Here is a 14,322-nt window from a genome sequence, read left to right as displayed (position 1 = left end):
CTCCCCCCCTCCCTCCGCCGCCCGCCTTCGGGGCGGTGTGTTCCTCCCGCCCCCCCCCCCCCCCCCCCGCCCCCCCCCCACTACCGACGTCCTGATTTATTCCGCTTCCGGCGCGACGTAGCCCGCCGGCTTTTCCGCGCCACCAGAGAACAGGAACTTCACCAGCTCTTCCTCAAGGAAGGCGCGGTGCTTTGGGTCGCGCGGCGACAGCCGGTTCTCGTTGATCAGCATGGTCTGGTGTGCCAACCACGTAGCCCAGGCCGGCTTGCCGATATTGGCGAAAATGCGCTGGCCCAGCTCGCCGGGGTAGGGCACGAAATCCAGACCCTCGGTTTCGCGTTGTTCGTATTGGCAGAAGACGGAGCGGGGCATGGTGTAGTCCTGTCGAATCAGTGCGCCGGATGACGTTCCAGCAGTTTGCGGATGGGTGCGGGCAGGCCGAGTGTGGCCAGTTCGTCACGCGCTACCCAGCGTAGGTCGGCATTGTCACCGACCTTGGATGTGAGTGCGACCTTGCGCAGGTGCAGCGGCTGCAGATGCAGCCGGTAGTGGCTGAAGGTATGCACGATCAGCGGCAGCTCGTTGGCGTTGTCGTAGTTGCCTTTGATGTTGGCGGCGAACCACTCGCGTAACGCGCTATCGGTATCTGCCTGCGGCAGAGTCCATAGCGAGGCCCAGATACCGGTTGGCGGACGTTTGAGCAGCAGGATGCGACCTTCGGTGTCTTCCAGCAGCAGGGCGCTGGCTTCGCGCTCAGGCAACACTTTGCTGGGCTTCGGTGTTGGCAGTGAATCAACCAGGCCCTGCGCATGTGCGGCACAACTACTCTGCAGCGGGCATAGGATGCAGGCCGGCTTTGCCCGGGTGCACAGGGTTGCGCCGAAATCCATCTGCGCCTGGGTGTAATCGGCCATCCGCCCGGCCGGCACCTGCGCGACGTGTGCTTCGGCCTGCGCCCAGAGCGCTTTTTCGATAGCCGGCAAGCCGGGGAAGCCTGCGATGCCGTGGTAGCGGGTCAAGACACGTTTGACGTTGCCATCAAGGATCGCGAACGGGTCGTTCCAGGCCTGGCTGAGGATTGCGCCGGCGGTGCTGCGGCCAATGCCGGGCAGTGCGAGCAGGGCATCGAAATCACGCGGCAATTCTCCGCCATGCAGCTCGACGCATTGCTTGGCTGCTGCATGCAGATTGCGGGCACGGGCGTAGTAGCCCAGGCCGGCCCAGTGCGCCATCAAGGTGTCGTTGTCGGTGGCGGCCAGATCGCGCAGCGTCGGAAACGACTGCACGAAACGTTGGAAATATGGAGTTGCCGTGGCGACCTGGGTCTGCTGCAGCATTATTTCCGACAGCCACACCCGATACGGCGAACGCGGATGCTGCCATGGCAGATCGTGACGGCCGTGCTGGTTGAACCAGGTGAGGAGTTGGCTGGGGAAGTTGGGCATTGGCTCGCAGGCGATGGCTGGCGATTGCAGCTATTCCCTTCTCCCGTTTACGGGAGAAGGTGCCCCGGAAGGGGCGGATGAGGGAGGCTTTTGATTCTGCTCGTAGGACGCACCCTCACCCCAACCCCTCTCCCGGTGGGAGAGGGGCTTCAGATCAAGCGCCCAGCGCTTGCGGCAACAGTGCATCGACGAAGGCTTCTGCATCAAACACGCGCAGATCTTCGGGGCGCTCGCCGATACCGGCAAAGCGAATCGGAATGCCGAACTCGCGGGCCAGCGCAAACACCACGCCGCCCTTGGCGGTACCGTCCAGCTTGGTTACGACCAGGCCGGTGACGCCGGCAGCGGCATGAAACTGGCGCAGCTGTGACAGCGCGTTCTGGCCGGTGGTGCCGTCGATCACCATCAGCACCTCGTGCGGTGCGGTTTCATCGATCTTGCCAAGCACGCGGCGGATCTTGCTCAGCTCGTTCATCAAGCCGGTCTGCGTGTGCAGGCGGCCGGCGGTGTCGGCGATCAACACGCTGGTGCCGCGCGCCTTGCCGGCCTGCAGTGCGTCGAATGCGACCGAGGCGGCATCGGCGTTCTGGCCCTGTGCGACCACGGCAACGCCATTACGTTCGCCCCAGATCTGCAGCTGGGCGACTGCGGCGGCACGGAAGGTGTCGCCAGCGGCCAGCATCAGGCTATGGCCCTGATCCTTGAAGCGCTTGGCCAGCTTGCCGATGGTGGTGGTCTTGCCGACGCCGTTGACGCCGACGGTGAGTATCACGAAAGGCTTGGCATTGGGGTCGATGACCAGCGGCTTGGCGACTGGTTCGAGCATTGCGATCAGGTCGGCGCGGAGTGCAGCCAACAGCGAACTGGCATCGGCGAACTCGCGCGATTTCATGCGCTTGCGCAGGTCTTCGACCAGCGCCGTGGTCGCCGGCACGCCGACGTCGGCTGTGATCAGTGCGGTCTCGATCTCGTCGAGCAGGTCGTCATCGAGCTTGGGGTTGCGCGAGAACAGGCCACCGAAGCTGCGAGCGAAGCTGCTGTTGCGCAGACGATCACGCCAGCCGAGCTTGCCGGCCGGTGCTGCGGGAGCTGCGTCGACGGGAATCAGTGCTGCGTCTGAGTCGGGGGAGCTGGGGGCGGCAACTTCGGTTACGGCCGGAGCGGGAGCCGGTGCTGCAATCGGAACAACAGGAGCAGCAACAGGTTCCACTGCCTGCGGAGCGATTTCGGCGACTTCAGGGGAGGGTGCTTCGATAGCAGCCGGGGGTTCGGCCTGGACTGCCGCTGCAACAGTGGCTGCTTCAACTGCGACGGCTTGTTCCACAACCGCCGCGGCGGTTGCTGCGACTTCGGTCGCCGGCTCTACAGGTGCTGTTGCAGCGATAGGAGCTTCGACCGGCGCTTGCGCGGTTTCAGTCTGAATGGGTTCTGCCGGCAGCGGCGCTTGCGCCGACGGTGCCTGCGGGAAGGCGGCGGCCAGTTCCTCAACGCTCAGCGTGGACGGCTTTGCGGGCTGTTGGGCGTCGTCGGTCTTTTTGCGGCGAAAGAAGCTGAACATGGAGGAAAAAGGCCTGAAATCAGATGTCTATGTTACCACCGGCGGTTGGGCGACCGACGTTGCGGGCAGCGCGAGGGCAGCTGATTGAAGCCCCTCTCCCGTTTACGGGAGAGGGGTTGGGGTGAGGGCAGCTGCTGGGGCTTTACCAGTAAGGCCTCTGCCGAGCATGGCTCGGCACTACGGGCATTGTCGGGAAAGCTCCTGCCGAGCATGGCTCGGCACTACACTCAGGCCGACAGCTCGAGCAGCAGCTTGTTCAAACGACGCACATAGCCGGCCGGGTCTTTCAGACTGTCGCCGGCGGCCAATGCGGCCTGGTCGAACAACACGTGGGCCAGGTCGTTGAAGCGGTCCATATCGGCTTCCGCGTCCAGCTTCTCGATCAGCGGGTGAGCCGGGTTGAACTCGAATACCGGCTTGCTGTCCGGCACCTTCTGGCCGCTGGCTTCCAGGATCTGGCGCATCTGCAGGCCCAGGTCCTGTTCGCCGATGGCGAGGATGGCCGGCGAGTCGGTCAGGCGGTGCGAGACGCGCACTTCGGCGACTTCCTCGCCCAGGACGGTCTTCAGGCGTGCGGCCAGGCCTTCCTTGGTCTTGGCGACTTCTTCCTGTGCCTTCTTGTCTTCCTCGGTCTCAAGCTTGCCCAGGTCGAGATCGCCACGGGCGATATCGGCGAAGGACTTGCCGTCGAATTCGGTGAGGTAGCTCATCAGCCACTCGTCGATGCGATCGGTCATCAACAGCACTTCGATGCCCTTCTTGCGGAACACCTCAAGATGCGGGCTGTCCTTGACCTGCTGGAAGCTTTCGCCGGTCAGGTAATAGATCTTGTCCTGGCCTTCGATCATGCGGCCGACGTAGTCGGCCAGGGCAACGCTCTGCTCGCCGCTGCCGTCATGGGTGGAGGCGAAGCGCAGCAGGCCGGCGACCTTCTCGCGGTTGCCGTAGTCCTCGGCCGGGCCTTCCTTCAGTACCTGGCCGAAGTTCTTCCAGAAGCCTGCGTATTCTTCCGGCTTGTCCTTGGCCAGCTTCTCCAACATGTCCAGCGAACGCTTGGTCAGCGCCGACTTCATCGAGTCGATCACCGGGCCGGACTGCAGGATTTCGCGCGACACGTTCAATGGCAGGTCGTTGGAATCGACCACGCCCTTGATGAAGCGCAGGTACAGCGGCAGGAACTGCTCGGCCTGGTCCATGATGAAAACGCGCTGCACATAGAGCTTCAGGCCCTTGGGTGCATCGCGGTGATACAGGTCGTAGGGTGCGCGGCCCGGCGTGTACAACAGCGAGGTGTACTCCAGCTTGCCCTCGACCTTGTTGTGGGTCCAGGCCAGCGGGTCGGTCGGGTCGTGCGCGATGTGCTTGTAGAACTCGGCGTATTCCTCGTCCTTGATCTCGGACTTGGCGCGGGTCCACAGCGCATTGGCGCGGTTGACGGTCTCCCATTCCGGCGTGGCCGGCTTGTCAGCTTCCTCGCCGTGGTGCTCTTTCTGCAGCTCGATCGGCAGGCCGATATGGTCGGAGTACTTCTTGATCAGGCTGCGCAGCTGCCAGCCGTCGGTATAGCTGTCTTCGCCTTCCTTCAGGTGCAGCACGATACGGGTACCGCGCTCGGGCTTGTCGATGGTCTCGACCTCGAACTCGCCTTCGCCCTTGGACGACCAATGCACGCCTTCGCTGGCCGGCAAGCCGGCGCGGCGGCTGTAGACGTCGACCTGGTCGGCAACGATGAAGGCCGAATAGAAGCCCACGCCGAACTGGCCGATCAGGTTGGAGTCTTTCTTCTGGTCGCCGGACAGGTTCTTCAGGAACTCGGCGGTGCCGGACTTGGCGATGGTGCCGAGGTGGGCGATGGCCTCATCGCGGCTCAGGCCGATGCCGTTGTCATCGATGGTCAGGGTGCGTGCGGCCGGATCGGCCTCGATGCGGATGCGCAGTGGCGCGCCGCCTTCGAGCAGCTCGGGCTGGGTCAGCGCTTCGAACCGCAGCTTGTCAGCGGCGTCGGCGGCATTGGACACCAACTCGCGCAGGAAGATTTCCTTGTTCGAGTACAGCGAATGGATCATCAGGTGCAGCAGCTGCTTCACCTCGGTCTGGAAACCGCGGGTTTCCTTGTGATTCTGGTTGCTCATCGGTCGGGGTGCTCCGTTGCTGATGGGTCGCGCAGCTGCGCGGTGGCTGCAGCATGGGTAAGGGTGAATGGGCCGTTTTCAAGGTGGGCGCAGCCGGAGCGGGCGCTGGTCTATCATCTGCAGTACTTGGAACTGTTGGATGTAGGCCGCCGATGTATTTGATTTGCCACGTTTTGCCATTGGCTTTGCCGGTGCGGGCCGGATGAGCCCGGTCCGCGGCAAGGCGCCCGCTGGCGCCAGTGGGCAGGTTCGCATCGTCGGTGGACGGTGGCGCAATACCCGTTTGCAGGTTCCTGAATTGCCGGGTCTGCGGCCGACCAGCGACCGGGTGCGCGAAACCCTGTTCAACTGGCTGATGCCCAAACTGCCTGGCGCGCGGGTCCTGGACCTGTTTGCCGGCAGCGGTGCGCTTGGTCTGGAAGCGGTGTCGCGCGGTGCGGCGTCGGCACAACTGGTGGAGCGCGATCCGCAGTTGGTGGCGGCCCTGCGAGGTGTGGTCGGGAAGCTGGGGGCGGCGGCACAGGTTGAGGTAATTGCCGGTGATGCCTTGCAATGGCTGGGCAATGCGCCGCCCGCGCAGGCTGATCTGGTGTTTCTGGACCCTCCCTTCGCCGCCGGTTTGTGGGAACAGGTGATCGAGCGCCTACCCCGGCACCTGGCTGAAGATGCCTGGCTGTACGTGGAAGCGCCGGTTGACGCGGCGCTGCAGCTGCCGGCGGAATGGCAGTTGCGACGCGAGGGCAGTACCCGCGAGGTGGCCTATGCCCTCTATCGCCGGGCCGCTGCTACACTTCGCGGCGACATGAACGCGACCGAACCCGCATGACCTCAGCCAACCGCCGCATCGCCGTATACCCGGGCACTTTCGACCCGATCACCAATGGTCATATCGACCTGGTGAACCGTGCCGCGCCGCTGTTCGAGAAGGTGATAGTCGGCGTGGCGCAGAGTCCGTCCAAGGGCCCGACGCTGCCGCTGGAGCTGCGCGTAGCCTTGGCGGTGGAAGCCCTGCAACACCACGACAATGTGGAAGTGGTCGGCTTCGACACCTTGCTGGCCCACTTCGTGCGCTCGGTGCACGGCGGGGTGCTGCTGCGCGGCCTGCGCGCGGTGTCCGATTTTGAGTACGAATTCCAGATGGCGAGCATGAACCGGCATCTGATCCCGGAGGTGGAGACGCTGTTCCTCACCCCCTCCGAGCAGCACAGCTTCATCTCTTCCTCGCTGGTGCGTGAAATCGCCCGGCTGGGGGGGGATGTTTCCGGCTTCGTGCCGGCAACTGTGCTCGAAGCGTTGCGCAAGGCCCGCGAAGCGCGCGGGCAGTAAATTTTTCAGTAACACCACTTTTCAACGGGAGAACGATCATGAAGAACACGATGCGCGTGCTGCTTGCCGCCTCGATGGTGCTGGCTGTAACCGCCTGCAAGAAAGAAGAAGCACCGGTAGTCGAAGCGCAGCAGGCGCTGGTCGCCCCGGCCAAGGATGACGACGCGGGTTGGAAGAAGTACCTGCAGGCGGTTGCCGTGCAGAACATGGGCAACATCACCGCCAGTCCGTTCCTGTACTACCTGCCGCCGGAATCGGATCCGGAATTCGCTGCCAAGTACGACCGTCAGGCTGAGAGCGCTACCGGCGCCGTCGGCCGTGGCATCCAGCCGGGCAACATGCTGGCTTTCGGTTCGTCGGCTTCGGCCAAGATGGCCGACCTGATCGAGACCAGCTTCAAGGACGTGCAGGCTGATTCGATGAAGGGTGTGCGCGTGGTGTTCATCGGCGACGCCGCTGACAACGCCCGCGTGCAGACCATCGTCAAGCCGACCGGCGCCGACTACGTATTCGTCGAAGCCAAGTGACGCACTGGCGCGGGGCCGCATAGCGACCCCGCCTTTGCCAGTGCGTCATCCCCGCGCAGGCGGGGATCGCTTTTGCTTTGCTTTAGCTGGCGCGGGGCCGCATAGCGACCCCGCCTTTGCCAGTGCGTCATCCCCGCGCAGGCGGGGATCGCTTTGGCTTTTGCTTTGCTTTAGCTGGCGCGGGGCCGCATAGCGACCCCGCCTTTGCCAGTGCGTCATCCCCGCGAAGGCGGGTATCACCCACCCAAACCAGCATCCACACCCGCAGAACGCTGTGGAAGCAGGAGCTTGGACCCCGGCAAAACCAGTATCCGGTAAGCTTGCTGTCGGCGCTGCCTTTGGCAGGCCATGAACAGCAGGACCGATGAACCGGCAGGCGCCGGTTGCAAGCCCCGCTCCGACGGGAACACCGCAACAATGTCTTTGAAAATCAATGAGCTCTGCGTCAACTGCGACGTCTGTGAGCCGGCCTGTCCCAACCAGGCCATCGCAATGGGTGAGACGATCTACGTGATCGATCCGGCCCGTTGCACCGAATGTGTCGGTCATTTCGATGAGCCGCAATGCGTGGTGGTGTGCCCGGTCGAATGCATCGACCCGGACCCGGAAATCGTCGAAACCGAAGATCAGCTGCTAGCCAAACTGGCCGGTCTGCAACGCGATCACCCTGAGTTTTACCAATCGGAGAATCCAACGGCATGAAACTCGTTGCCCGTTCCCTGCTGCTGTTCGCACTGGTGTTGTCACCGGCTGCGTGGGCAGCCGATACCGCACCGGCCCGCGCCGCACACCCTGATGGCGCGGCAATTGCCAGCGGCCATTCGCTGGCGACCCAGGCCGGTATGGAAATCCTTGGCAAGGGCGGTAACGCGTTCGACGCCGCGGTGGCCGTGTCCTCCACCCTGGCCGTGGTCGAGCCGATCAGCTCGGGCCTGGGCGGCGGCGGTTTTTTCCTGCTGCACGACGCCAAGACCGGCAAGGACGTGATGCTGGATGCGCGCGAGACCTCGCCTGAGTCTGCCACGCCCGAGCAGTTCCTGGACAAGAACGGCAATCTGGACCGTGACCGCTCGGTCAATGGCCCGTGGTCGGCAGGTATTCCGGGCTTGCCGGCGGCGCTTGTGAAGCTGGCGCGTGAGCATGGCAAGTTGCCGCTGAGCGAATCGCTGGCCCCGGCCATCCGCGTCGCCACCGACGGTTTTCCGGTGTATGCACGCATGGCGCGTGGTTATGCCAGCCGCCGTGAAGTGATGGACCGCTACCCGGGTACCCGTGAGGTCTATCTGCGCAACGGCAGGCCGATTGCCGAGGGCGACATCTTCAAGCAGCCGGAGCTGGCGCATACGCTGCAGCTGTTGGCCGCCAATGGCTTTGATGGGTTCTACCGCGGTGAAACCGGGCGCAAGCTGCTGGCCGGCGTGAAGCAGGCTGGCGGCCGTTGGACTGCCGAGGAACTGGCCGGTTACACGGTCAAGACCCGTGAGCCGATCGTCTTCAACTACCGTGGTTGGAAGATCACAACCGCCTCGCCGCCGTCCTCCGGCGGCATCGCGCTGGCCTCGATGCTGCAGATCCTGGAGCCTTGGGATCTGAACAAGATGGATCAGGCGCACAGCACTCATCTGGTGGTGGAAGCGATGCGTCGCGCCTATCGCGACCGTACCTTCTTCCTCGGCGATCCCGACTTCGTCGATATCCCGCAGAAGGTGCTGACCAGCCGCGATTATGCGCAGGGGCTGCGTGCAACCATCCACCCGGAAAAGGCCACGCCCAGCGACCTGCTGTCGGGCAACCCGACGCCACTGGAAGATGACGAGACCACCCATTTCTCGATCATCGACAGCGAAGGCAACCGCGTTGGCGGCACCCAGACGGTCAATCTGCTGTACGGCTCGGGTCTGATCCCGGCCGGTACCGGTGTGTTGCTGAACAACGAGATGGACGACTTCGCGCTGAAGCCGGGCACGCCCAATGCCTTCGGCGTGATGGGCTACGCCGCCAATGCGCCGGCCAAGGGCAAGCGCATGCTCAGCTCGATGACGCCGACCTTCATGGAGAACGATGACAAGGTGGTGGTGATTGGCACACCGGGTGGTAGCCGCATCATCACCATGGTCCTGCTTGGCATCCTCGGCTATGACGCCGGCCTGGACGCACAGCAGGTAGCCGCCTTGCCGCGTTATCACCACCAGTGGCTGCCGGATGAGATTTCGGCTGAGACCGGTGCGTTCTCGCCGGAAGTTGCCAAGCAGTTGCAGGCGATGGGCCACAAGGTTGAATTGCCTGGTGATGCAGCCGAAGGTGGCCGCGGTTCCAGTCACGTCTGGGGAAACCTGCAGACGGTGGAGTGGGACCGACGCAGCAATGTACTCAGTGGCGGCAGCGATCCGCGTAACCCGGTAGGCAGTGCCGAGGTTCGCAAGTCGGGTAAGGCTGACTGAGGACGACAGGAAACCCCGCTTCGGCGGGGTTTTTGTTTGGCTGTGGGAAGGGCGTCGGCTTTTGATCTTTGTCGTCATTCCCGCGAAGGCGGGAATCGCTCCTGCTCCAGTTTTTGTACTTGCTTCTCCGCTTGGGGGAGCGGTGGGGGGAATAAGCGAAGAGCGAAGAGCAAGAGCGATTCCCGCCTTCGCGGGAATGACGGCATGAGAGCAAGGGCAGGGCCAAACCCAACCCCAAACCCAAACCCAAACCCAAACCCAAACCCAAACCCAAACCATCGCTCCTCAGCGACCCACCGATCCCAAACATCACGCAACACTGCGTTCCCCATCTATGCCGCTCCCGTCAATTATCCGCCACCAGATCCTTGCGAATATTTAACGCGCAGCGGGTAGAATTTTTCATATGAAACTATGGTCGATTCGCGGTAACTCGCAAAAACTCGATGGCGGCGCAATGTTCGGCAACGCACCCAAGGCGTTGTGGGAGCGATGGGCCCCGGCCGATGAATCCAATCGGATTGAATTGGCGTGCCGTGCCTTGCTGGCCAGCCCGCTGGGTGGCAAGACCGTGTTGTTCGAAACCGGCATCGGTGCGTTCTTCGAGCCCAAGTTGCGCGAGCGCTATGGTGTGCAGGAGCCGCGTCATGTGTTGATCGACTCACTGCGTGAAGCAGGCTTCGAGCATGAAGACATCGACGTGGTCGTGCTCAGTCACCTGCACTTCGATCATGCGGGTGGTTTGCTGGCACCGTGGTCGGAAGGCCGTGAGCCGGAGCTGTTGTTCCCCAACGCGACCTTTGTGATTGGTGCCGAGCATTGGGAACGGGCCAAGCATCCGCACCCGCGTGATCGGGCCAGTTTCATTCCCGAGTTGACTGGATTGCTGGAAGCCAGTGGGCGCCTGGAAATCGTCAGCGGCGCGTATTCAAAAGCATTGGGCGAGTCGGTGCGTTTCAGCTTCAGCGACGGCCACACGCCAGGCTTGATGCTGGCCGAGATCGTCGGTCCTGAGCGGGTCAACGGGCAGCCGCGCGGTGGCGTGGTGTTCTGCGCCGATCTGATCCCTGGCCGTTCCTGGGTGCACGTGCCGATCACCATGGGCTACGACCGCAATGCCGAGTTGCTGATCGACGAGAAGCGGGCATTTCTGGAAGACAAGCTGGCGCGCAATGTGCACCTGTTTTTCACCCACGATCCGCAATGCGCGATGGCGCAGGTGGTTCGTGATGAGAAGGGGCGCTTTGCCACCGCCCATGAAGTGGGTGAGTTGAAGGCGCGTTCGCTGGCCGCCTGAGCTCTCAAGGTAATTTGTGACGCGAACGAAAAGAGCGGAGCCTTTAGGCCCCGCTCTTTTTTGTTGTCTACCGAAGGCACTCAGTGGGTGCGCAGGCAACTGCTCATGAAGGTCTTGCGAGCATCGCCGGCAAGGTGTTTGCTTGCGGCATCGGTGTTGCAACTGGCCATGCGCTGCTGCGGGGTGACTGTCGCGGTGGCGGTGTGTGCTGCAGGCATCGGCGTCGGCTTCGCTGCAGCCGACGAAGACGTTGCCATTGCCGGGTGTGCTGCCATTGCAGGCGCCGCGGCTGCAGCCGGAGTGGCATGGGTGCTGAGGCAGCTGCGTTGCGCCTGTTTGTAGGCGTCACCCTTCATACCCTTGTTCTTGGCCGAGCAATCGGCCATGCGTTGTTGTTGTGGAGTGCGCGTAGCGGTGGTCTTGGCACTTGCGGCTAGGGGAAGTGCGGTGGCCAGCAGCAGGCAGGCGAGCAAGGCGGGGCGGTACATGGTGTTGCTCCTTCGCGGGTGGTGGGGCGAGCATCCGCCTGCGGGGGAGTAAATCTTCGTCAACCGGCGATGAAACTTTTTTAATCGTTGCCGTGTGCCTGAGGAGCCCATGTGTTGACCTTCGTCCCTGCAGAAACTGACTTCCGGCACTGAATCTGGCCGTTGTCAGCGGCGACAGTCGTCGCATCACTTTCTGCAGAGGTATCGCCTTGAAGCTTCCTTCTTTGCTGCGCCGTGCAATGCTGGCCTGCGTCATGTTGCTGGCACCGGCGGTGGCGGCGGTTGCCGCTCCGACCGACGTGGTCCCGCTGCAGGTTCGCCCTGATCGTGCCACCACGATGGCGATATGGGCACCTGCACAGGTGCGCGGGGTAGTGCTGTTTTCCTCGGGGCATGGCGCTTGGCCGGAGCGTTACGAGCGGCTGATGCAGTCCTGGTCGGATGCCGGCTTCGTGGTCCTGGCGCCCTTGCACGTGGACTCGGTCAAGTATCCGGAGCGGGGAAAGTTCTCGCTGCAACAGGGCCTGGGCGAACGTTTCGCCGACATGCGTGCGGCCAGTACTTATGCGGCCGCACATTGGCAGGGGGTGCCGGTAGCGGCGGCGGGGCACAGCCTGGGGACCTTGATTTCGACCGCGCTCGGCGGCGCGCTGTCCCAGCTGGGGCCGTTGCGCGACCCATCGGTGGTCGCGGTGCTGGGTTACTCGTCACCGGGCAGGATCCCGGGCCTGATCGGGCCGGAGTCGTATGCATCGCTGGCGGTGCCGCTGCTGCTTGTTACTGGCGACGAGGACCGGGTGCCGGGCTTCGTCGTGGATCCAACCGATCACCTATACGCGGTCGAAACCGCGCCGGTGGGTGGCAAGACCGCGGTGGTGCTTGCCGGTGGCGATCACAACCTGATCGGTGGAGAGCCTGAGCAGCTGTTTGAAAGAGCCCGGCAACTCGGGACCGCGTTTCTGCAGGCCGAGTTGCTTGGAAGCGAGCCGGCGCGTGGCGTACTGGCCGCTCCGCCGGCTTCGGGTGAGCACTGGCTGCGGCGATAAAACTGGCGTGGCTGCCGGCAGATGCCCGCAGCCACGTATTGCGCGGATTGGCTTCAACCAACCCGGGTGCCAAAGATGCGGTCGCCGGCATCGCCCAGGCCCGGCAGGATGTAGCCCTTCTCATTGAGGCGCTCGTCGATGGCGGCGGTATACACCTCAACGTCCGGATGTACGGCTTCCAATGCCTTCAGACCTTCCGGCGCGGCGACCAGGAAGATGCCCTTGATGCGGCGGGCGCCGGCCCGCTTGAGCATGTCGATGGTGGCGATCAAGGTACCACCGGTCGCCAGCATCGGGTCCAGGATCAGCGCGTCGCGTTCTTCCAGGCGACCGGTCAGGCGCTCGAAGTAAGGCACTGGCTGCAGGGTCTCCTCGTCGCGCTGCAGGCCAACCACGCTCACGCGTGCAGCCGGGATCAGCGACAGCACGCCGGTCAGCATGCCCAGACCCGCGCGCAGGATCGGCACCACGGTGATCTTGGCGCCGGCAATGCGCTGCACCTGCACCGGTCCAGCCCAGCCAGGCATGGTGTGGCTTTCGGTCTCGAGATTTGCGGTGGCCTCGTAGGCCAGCAGCGTACCCAGCTCGTTGACCACCTCGCGGAAATCCTTGGTGCTCATCGATGCATCGCGGAGCAGGCCGATCTTGTGTTGGACCAGGGGGTGGCGGACTTCGACGATTTTCATGGGAGTGATCGAGCAGGAGGAGAGCTGGCATTTTAACGCCTCTGCGCTCGTACCTCGCCAATGGCTGGGCAGCCCGGCCAATGCCGCCAGATGCTGCCATGCAGCCTGACCAAGGCAGCATGAGGCGATGGGTGCCGGGAGCACCCGGTCCACGCGATGACGCGTGATTGCAGTGCTGGGTGGCTCATGACGTGGTTTCCGGAGATGATGTCCGCAGCCCGTGACGGGCCGGAAGTGCAGCACAGGGGAGGCATGCGCGTGCGTGATGAGGTGTTGGCCTGGATGGGTTTGTTGCTGTTCGCGTCTTGGACGGGAGCTGTGGCTGCCGCACCGGTACTGCCACCGCTGGAGCGGGAGGTGGCGAATCCAAGCGAGGTGATCTTCCGCAACGGCGTGGCCTATATCGATCTGGGCGGTGGCCGGCTGGAACCGTTGCGGCTGCAGCGACAGAACGGCGAGGTGGTGTACTACCGGATGGTCCGCTACGACGCGGAGTTCGGCTATGTCAAAGAACCCGAAGTGGAGTTTGATGCTGAAGTGGACGCGGTGTACAGCACCGGCGCGCGCGGTTCGCATTCGTCGCCGGCTGCCCATGACATCGAAAGCCGGATACAGGGACGCTTTGAAGGATGGGCTGGAAAAACCCTGTTCCAGCTGCAGAACGGGGAGATATGGCAGCAGACAGATGGACGTCAACGCAGATCAACCGGCTATTCCCCACGAGTGACGTTGACGCGACGGGGCTTCGATTATGAGATGCGTGTTGACGGAGAGTCCGGCGCGATCATGGTACGGCGACGTTGATGCATTCCACGGCAGCGGTAGAGGGTACATGCGCGCGGTGAGATGGATGACTTGCGTTGCCTTGCTGCTGCCAGGCGTTGCCTGGGGCGGGGATTGCCATGTGGCTGACGTAGTCCTGCCCGAGGGGCTGGAAGGACGTGCTGGTGAGATCATCATCCTTTCTGATCGCAGTATCTGGGAGGTGACTTCGGGGCCCGGAGGCATGGGCAGGCGACGTGCGGGAGTGATCATTTGCCCGTCCAGCAATGAGATGGGGGTTGGCGCCGAGGTGCTGGGTGTGCTTCGGGTAGAGCGCACGCTTGCTGCGGGGGCGGAGAATGCCAGCAGCATCGAGTCCGTGATCAAGGGGAGGTTCAGGGGCTGGCGGGGAGATACCGAATTCGCGCTGGCCAATGGTCAGCTCTGGCGGCAGGTACGGGGAGGTCATTCTTTTGGCGAGAAAACTGACCCCAAGGTGCGGCTGAGCAGAAAGAATGATGGCATCTACGAGATGCGGGTGGAGGGCTTCAGCAGCGCTGCAAGCGTGATCCGGATCAGGTGATCGAGCGTTCCAGTCATTGAGTTGCGAGAGG

15 protein-coding genes are annotated in these 14,322 nt (G+C 63.4%); 9 read left to right on the top strand and 6 right to left on the bottom strand.

Annotated elements, in window-relative coordinates; genetic code table 11:
* Nucleotides 1–96: 96 nt before the first annotated feature.
* The 4 genes from ACVOLZ_RS11390 to htpG all read right to left on the bottom strand — a co-directional run bounded on the left by ACVOLZ_RS11390 (nucleotide 97) and on the right by htpG (nucleotide 5,135).
* Nucleotides 97–372: an oxidative damage protection protein gene (locus ACVOLZ_RS11390; protein ID WP_481513528.1), complete on the bottom strand. Its 276-nt coding sequence runs from the start codon at nucleotides 370–372 to the stop codon at nucleotides 97–99.
* A gap of 17 nt (nucleotides 373–389) precedes the next feature.
* On the bottom strand, nucleotides 390–1,445 hold the full coding sequence (mutY, locus tag ACVOLZ_RS11385) for an A/G-specific adenine glycosylase (protein ID WP_481516228.1): 1,056 nt from the start codon (nucleotides 1,443–1,445) through the stop codon (nucleotides 390–392).
* Between the two features lie 154 nt (nucleotides 1,446–1,599).
* Nucleotides 1,600–3,003, bottom strand: a complete 1,404-nt coding sequence (gene ftsY / locus ACVOLZ_RS11380) for a signal recognition particle-docking protein FtsY (RefSeq protein ID WP_481516227.1) — start codon at nucleotides 3,001–3,003, stop codon at nucleotides 1,600–1,602.
* 227 nt (nucleotides 3,004–3,230) lie between these two features.
* A complete protein-coding gene (gene htpG, locus ACVOLZ_RS11375) occupies nucleotides 3,231–5,135 on the bottom strand; it encodes a molecular chaperone HtpG (RefSeq protein ID WP_481516226.1) in 1,905 nt (634 codons plus the stop codon).
* 202 nt (nucleotides 5,136–5,337) lie between these two features.
* Between htpG and rsmD the strand changes: the two genes are divergently transcribed.
* From rsmD to ACVOLZ_RS11345, 6 genes are all read left to right on the top strand, one after another.
* Nucleotides 5,338–5,961: a 16S rRNA (guanine(966)-N(2))-methyltransferase RsmD gene (rsmD, locus tag ACVOLZ_RS11370; RefSeq protein WP_481516225.1), complete on the top strand. Its 624-nt coding sequence runs from the start codon at nucleotides 5,338–5,340 to the stop codon at nucleotides 5,959–5,961.
* On the top strand, nucleotides 5,958–6,461 hold the full coding sequence (coaD, locus tag ACVOLZ_RS11365) for a pantetheine-phosphate adenylyltransferase (protein WP_481516224.1): 504 nt from the start codon (nucleotides 5,958–5,960) through the stop codon (nucleotides 6,459–6,461). Before rsmD ends, coaD begins: the two co-directional genes overlap by 4 nt.
* 38 nt (nucleotides 6,462–6,499) lie before the next feature.
* Nucleotides 6,500–6,988, top strand: a complete 489-nt coding sequence (locus ACVOLZ_RS11360) for a hypothetical protein (RefSeq protein ID WP_481513534.1) — start codon at nucleotides 6,500–6,502, stop codon at nucleotides 6,986–6,988.
* Between the two features lie 417 nt (nucleotides 6,989–7,405).
* Nucleotides 7,406–7,690, top strand: a complete 285-nt coding sequence (locus ACVOLZ_RS11355) for a YfhL family 4Fe-4S dicluster ferredoxin (protein WP_481510864.1) — start codon at nucleotides 7,406–7,408, stop codon at nucleotides 7,688–7,690.
* Nucleotides 7,687–9,429 carry a gamma-glutamyltransferase gene (gene ggt / locus ACVOLZ_RS11350; protein WP_481516223.1) on the top strand — a complete coding sequence of 581 codons (1,743 nt, stop codon included), beginning with the start codon at nucleotides 7,687–7,689 and terminating at the stop codon, nucleotides 9,427–9,429. Before ACVOLZ_RS11355 ends, ggt begins: the two co-directional genes overlap by 4 nt.
* A 406-nt stretch (nucleotides 9,430–9,835) precedes the next feature.
* Nucleotides 9,836–10,726: an MBL fold metallo-hydrolase gene (locus tag ACVOLZ_RS11345; RefSeq protein ID WP_481516222.1), complete on the top strand. Its 891-nt coding sequence runs from the start codon at nucleotides 9,836–9,838 to the stop codon at nucleotides 10,724–10,726.
* 80 nt (nucleotides 10,727–10,806) lie between these two features.
* Here ACVOLZ_RS11345 and ACVOLZ_RS11340 read toward each other — a convergent pair whose 3' ends face one another.
* On the bottom strand, nucleotides 10,807–11,214 hold the full coding sequence (locus ACVOLZ_RS11340) for a PsiF family protein (RefSeq protein ID WP_481516221.1): 408 nt from the start codon (nucleotides 11,212–11,214) through the stop codon (nucleotides 10,807–10,809).
* A 209-nt stretch (nucleotides 11,215–11,423) separates the two neighbouring features.
* Here ACVOLZ_RS11340 and ACVOLZ_RS11335 point away from each other — a divergent pair, with 209 nt between their 5' ends.
* Nucleotides 11,424–12,260 (top strand): alpha/beta hydrolase family protein, encoded by an 837-nt coding sequence (locus ACVOLZ_RS11335; protein ID WP_481516220.1) that lies wholly within the window; start codon nucleotides 11,424–11,426, stop codon nucleotides 12,258–12,260.
* A gap of 53 nt (nucleotides 12,261–12,313) precedes the next feature.
* Here ACVOLZ_RS11335 and upp read toward each other — a convergent pair whose 3' ends face one another.
* Nucleotides 12,314–12,946, bottom strand: a complete 633-nt coding sequence (gene upp, locus ACVOLZ_RS11330; RefSeq protein WP_481510578.1) for a uracil phosphoribosyltransferase — start codon at nucleotides 12,944–12,946, stop codon at nucleotides 12,314–12,316.
* Nucleotides 12,947–13,132: 186 nt separating this feature from the next.
* Here upp and ACVOLZ_RS11325 point away from each other — a divergent pair, with 186 nt between their 5' ends.
* Both ACVOLZ_RS11325 and ACVOLZ_RS11320 read left to right on the top strand, forming a co-directional pair.
* Nucleotides 13,133–13,750, top strand: a complete 618-nt coding sequence (locus ACVOLZ_RS11325) for a hypothetical protein (RefSeq protein ID WP_481516219.1) — start codon at nucleotides 13,133–13,135, stop codon at nucleotides 13,748–13,750.
* Between the two features lie 100 nt (nucleotides 13,751–13,850).
* Complete coding sequence (locus ACVOLZ_RS11320; protein ID WP_481516218.1) at nucleotides 13,851–14,291, top strand: hypothetical protein; 441 nt, start codon at nucleotides 13,851–13,853, stop codon at nucleotides 14,289–14,291.
* Nucleotides 14,292–14,322 lie beyond the last annotated feature (31 nt).

The organism is Stenotrophomonas sp. STEN020 (genome assembly GCF_056760195.1).
The sequence above is the reverse complement of the archived record's forward strand: the minus strand, read 5'-3'. Positions and strand labels throughout refer to the sequence as shown.

Coding starts and splice junctions, on each gene's coding strand:
- ACVOLZ_RS11390 (WP_481513528.1), bottom strand. CDS start 372: ATGCCCCGCTCCGTCTTCTGCCAATACGAACAACGCGAAACCGAGGGT.
- mutY (WP_481516228.1), bottom strand. CDS start 1,445: ATGCCCAACTTCCCCAGCCAACTCCTCACCTGGTTCAACCAGCACGGC.
- ftsY (WP_481516227.1), bottom strand. CDS start 3,003: ATGTTCAGCTTCTTTCGCCGCAAAAAGACCGACGACGCCCAACAGCCC.
- htpG (WP_481516226.1), bottom strand. CDS start 5,135: ATGAGCAACCAGAATCACAAGGAAACCCGCGGTTTCCAGACCGAGGTG.
- rsmD (WP_481516225.1), top strand. CDS start 5,338: ATGAGCCCGGTCCGCGGCAAGGCGCCCGCTGGCGCCAGTGGGCAGGTT.
- coaD (WP_481516224.1), top strand. CDS start 5,958: ATGACCTCAGCCAACCGCCGCATCGCCGTATACCCGGGCACTTTCGAC.
- ACVOLZ_RS11360 (WP_481513534.1), top strand. CDS start 6,500: ATGAAGAACACGATGCGCGTGCTGCTTGCCGCCTCGATGGTGCTGGCT.
- ACVOLZ_RS11355 (WP_481510864.1), top strand. CDS start 7,406: ATGTCTTTGAAAATCAATGAGCTCTGCGTCAACTGCGACGTCTGTGAG.
- ggt (WP_481516223.1), top strand. CDS start 7,687: ATGAAACTCGTTGCCCGTTCCCTGCTGCTGTTCGCACTGGTGTTGTCA.
- ACVOLZ_RS11345 (WP_481516222.1), top strand. CDS start 9,836: ATGAAACTATGGTCGATTCGCGGTAACTCGCAAAAACTCGATGGCGGC.
- ACVOLZ_RS11340 (WP_481516221.1), bottom strand. CDS start 11,214: ATGTACCGCCCCGCCTTGCTCGCCTGCCTGCTGCTGGCCACCGCACTT.
- upp (WP_481510578.1), bottom strand. CDS start 12,946: ATGAAAATCGTCGAAGTCCGCCACCCCCTGGTCCAACACAAGATCGGC.
- ACVOLZ_RS11325 (WP_481516219.1), top strand. CDS start 13,133: ATGACGTGGTTTCCGGAGATGATGTCCGCAGCCCGTGACGGGCCGGAA.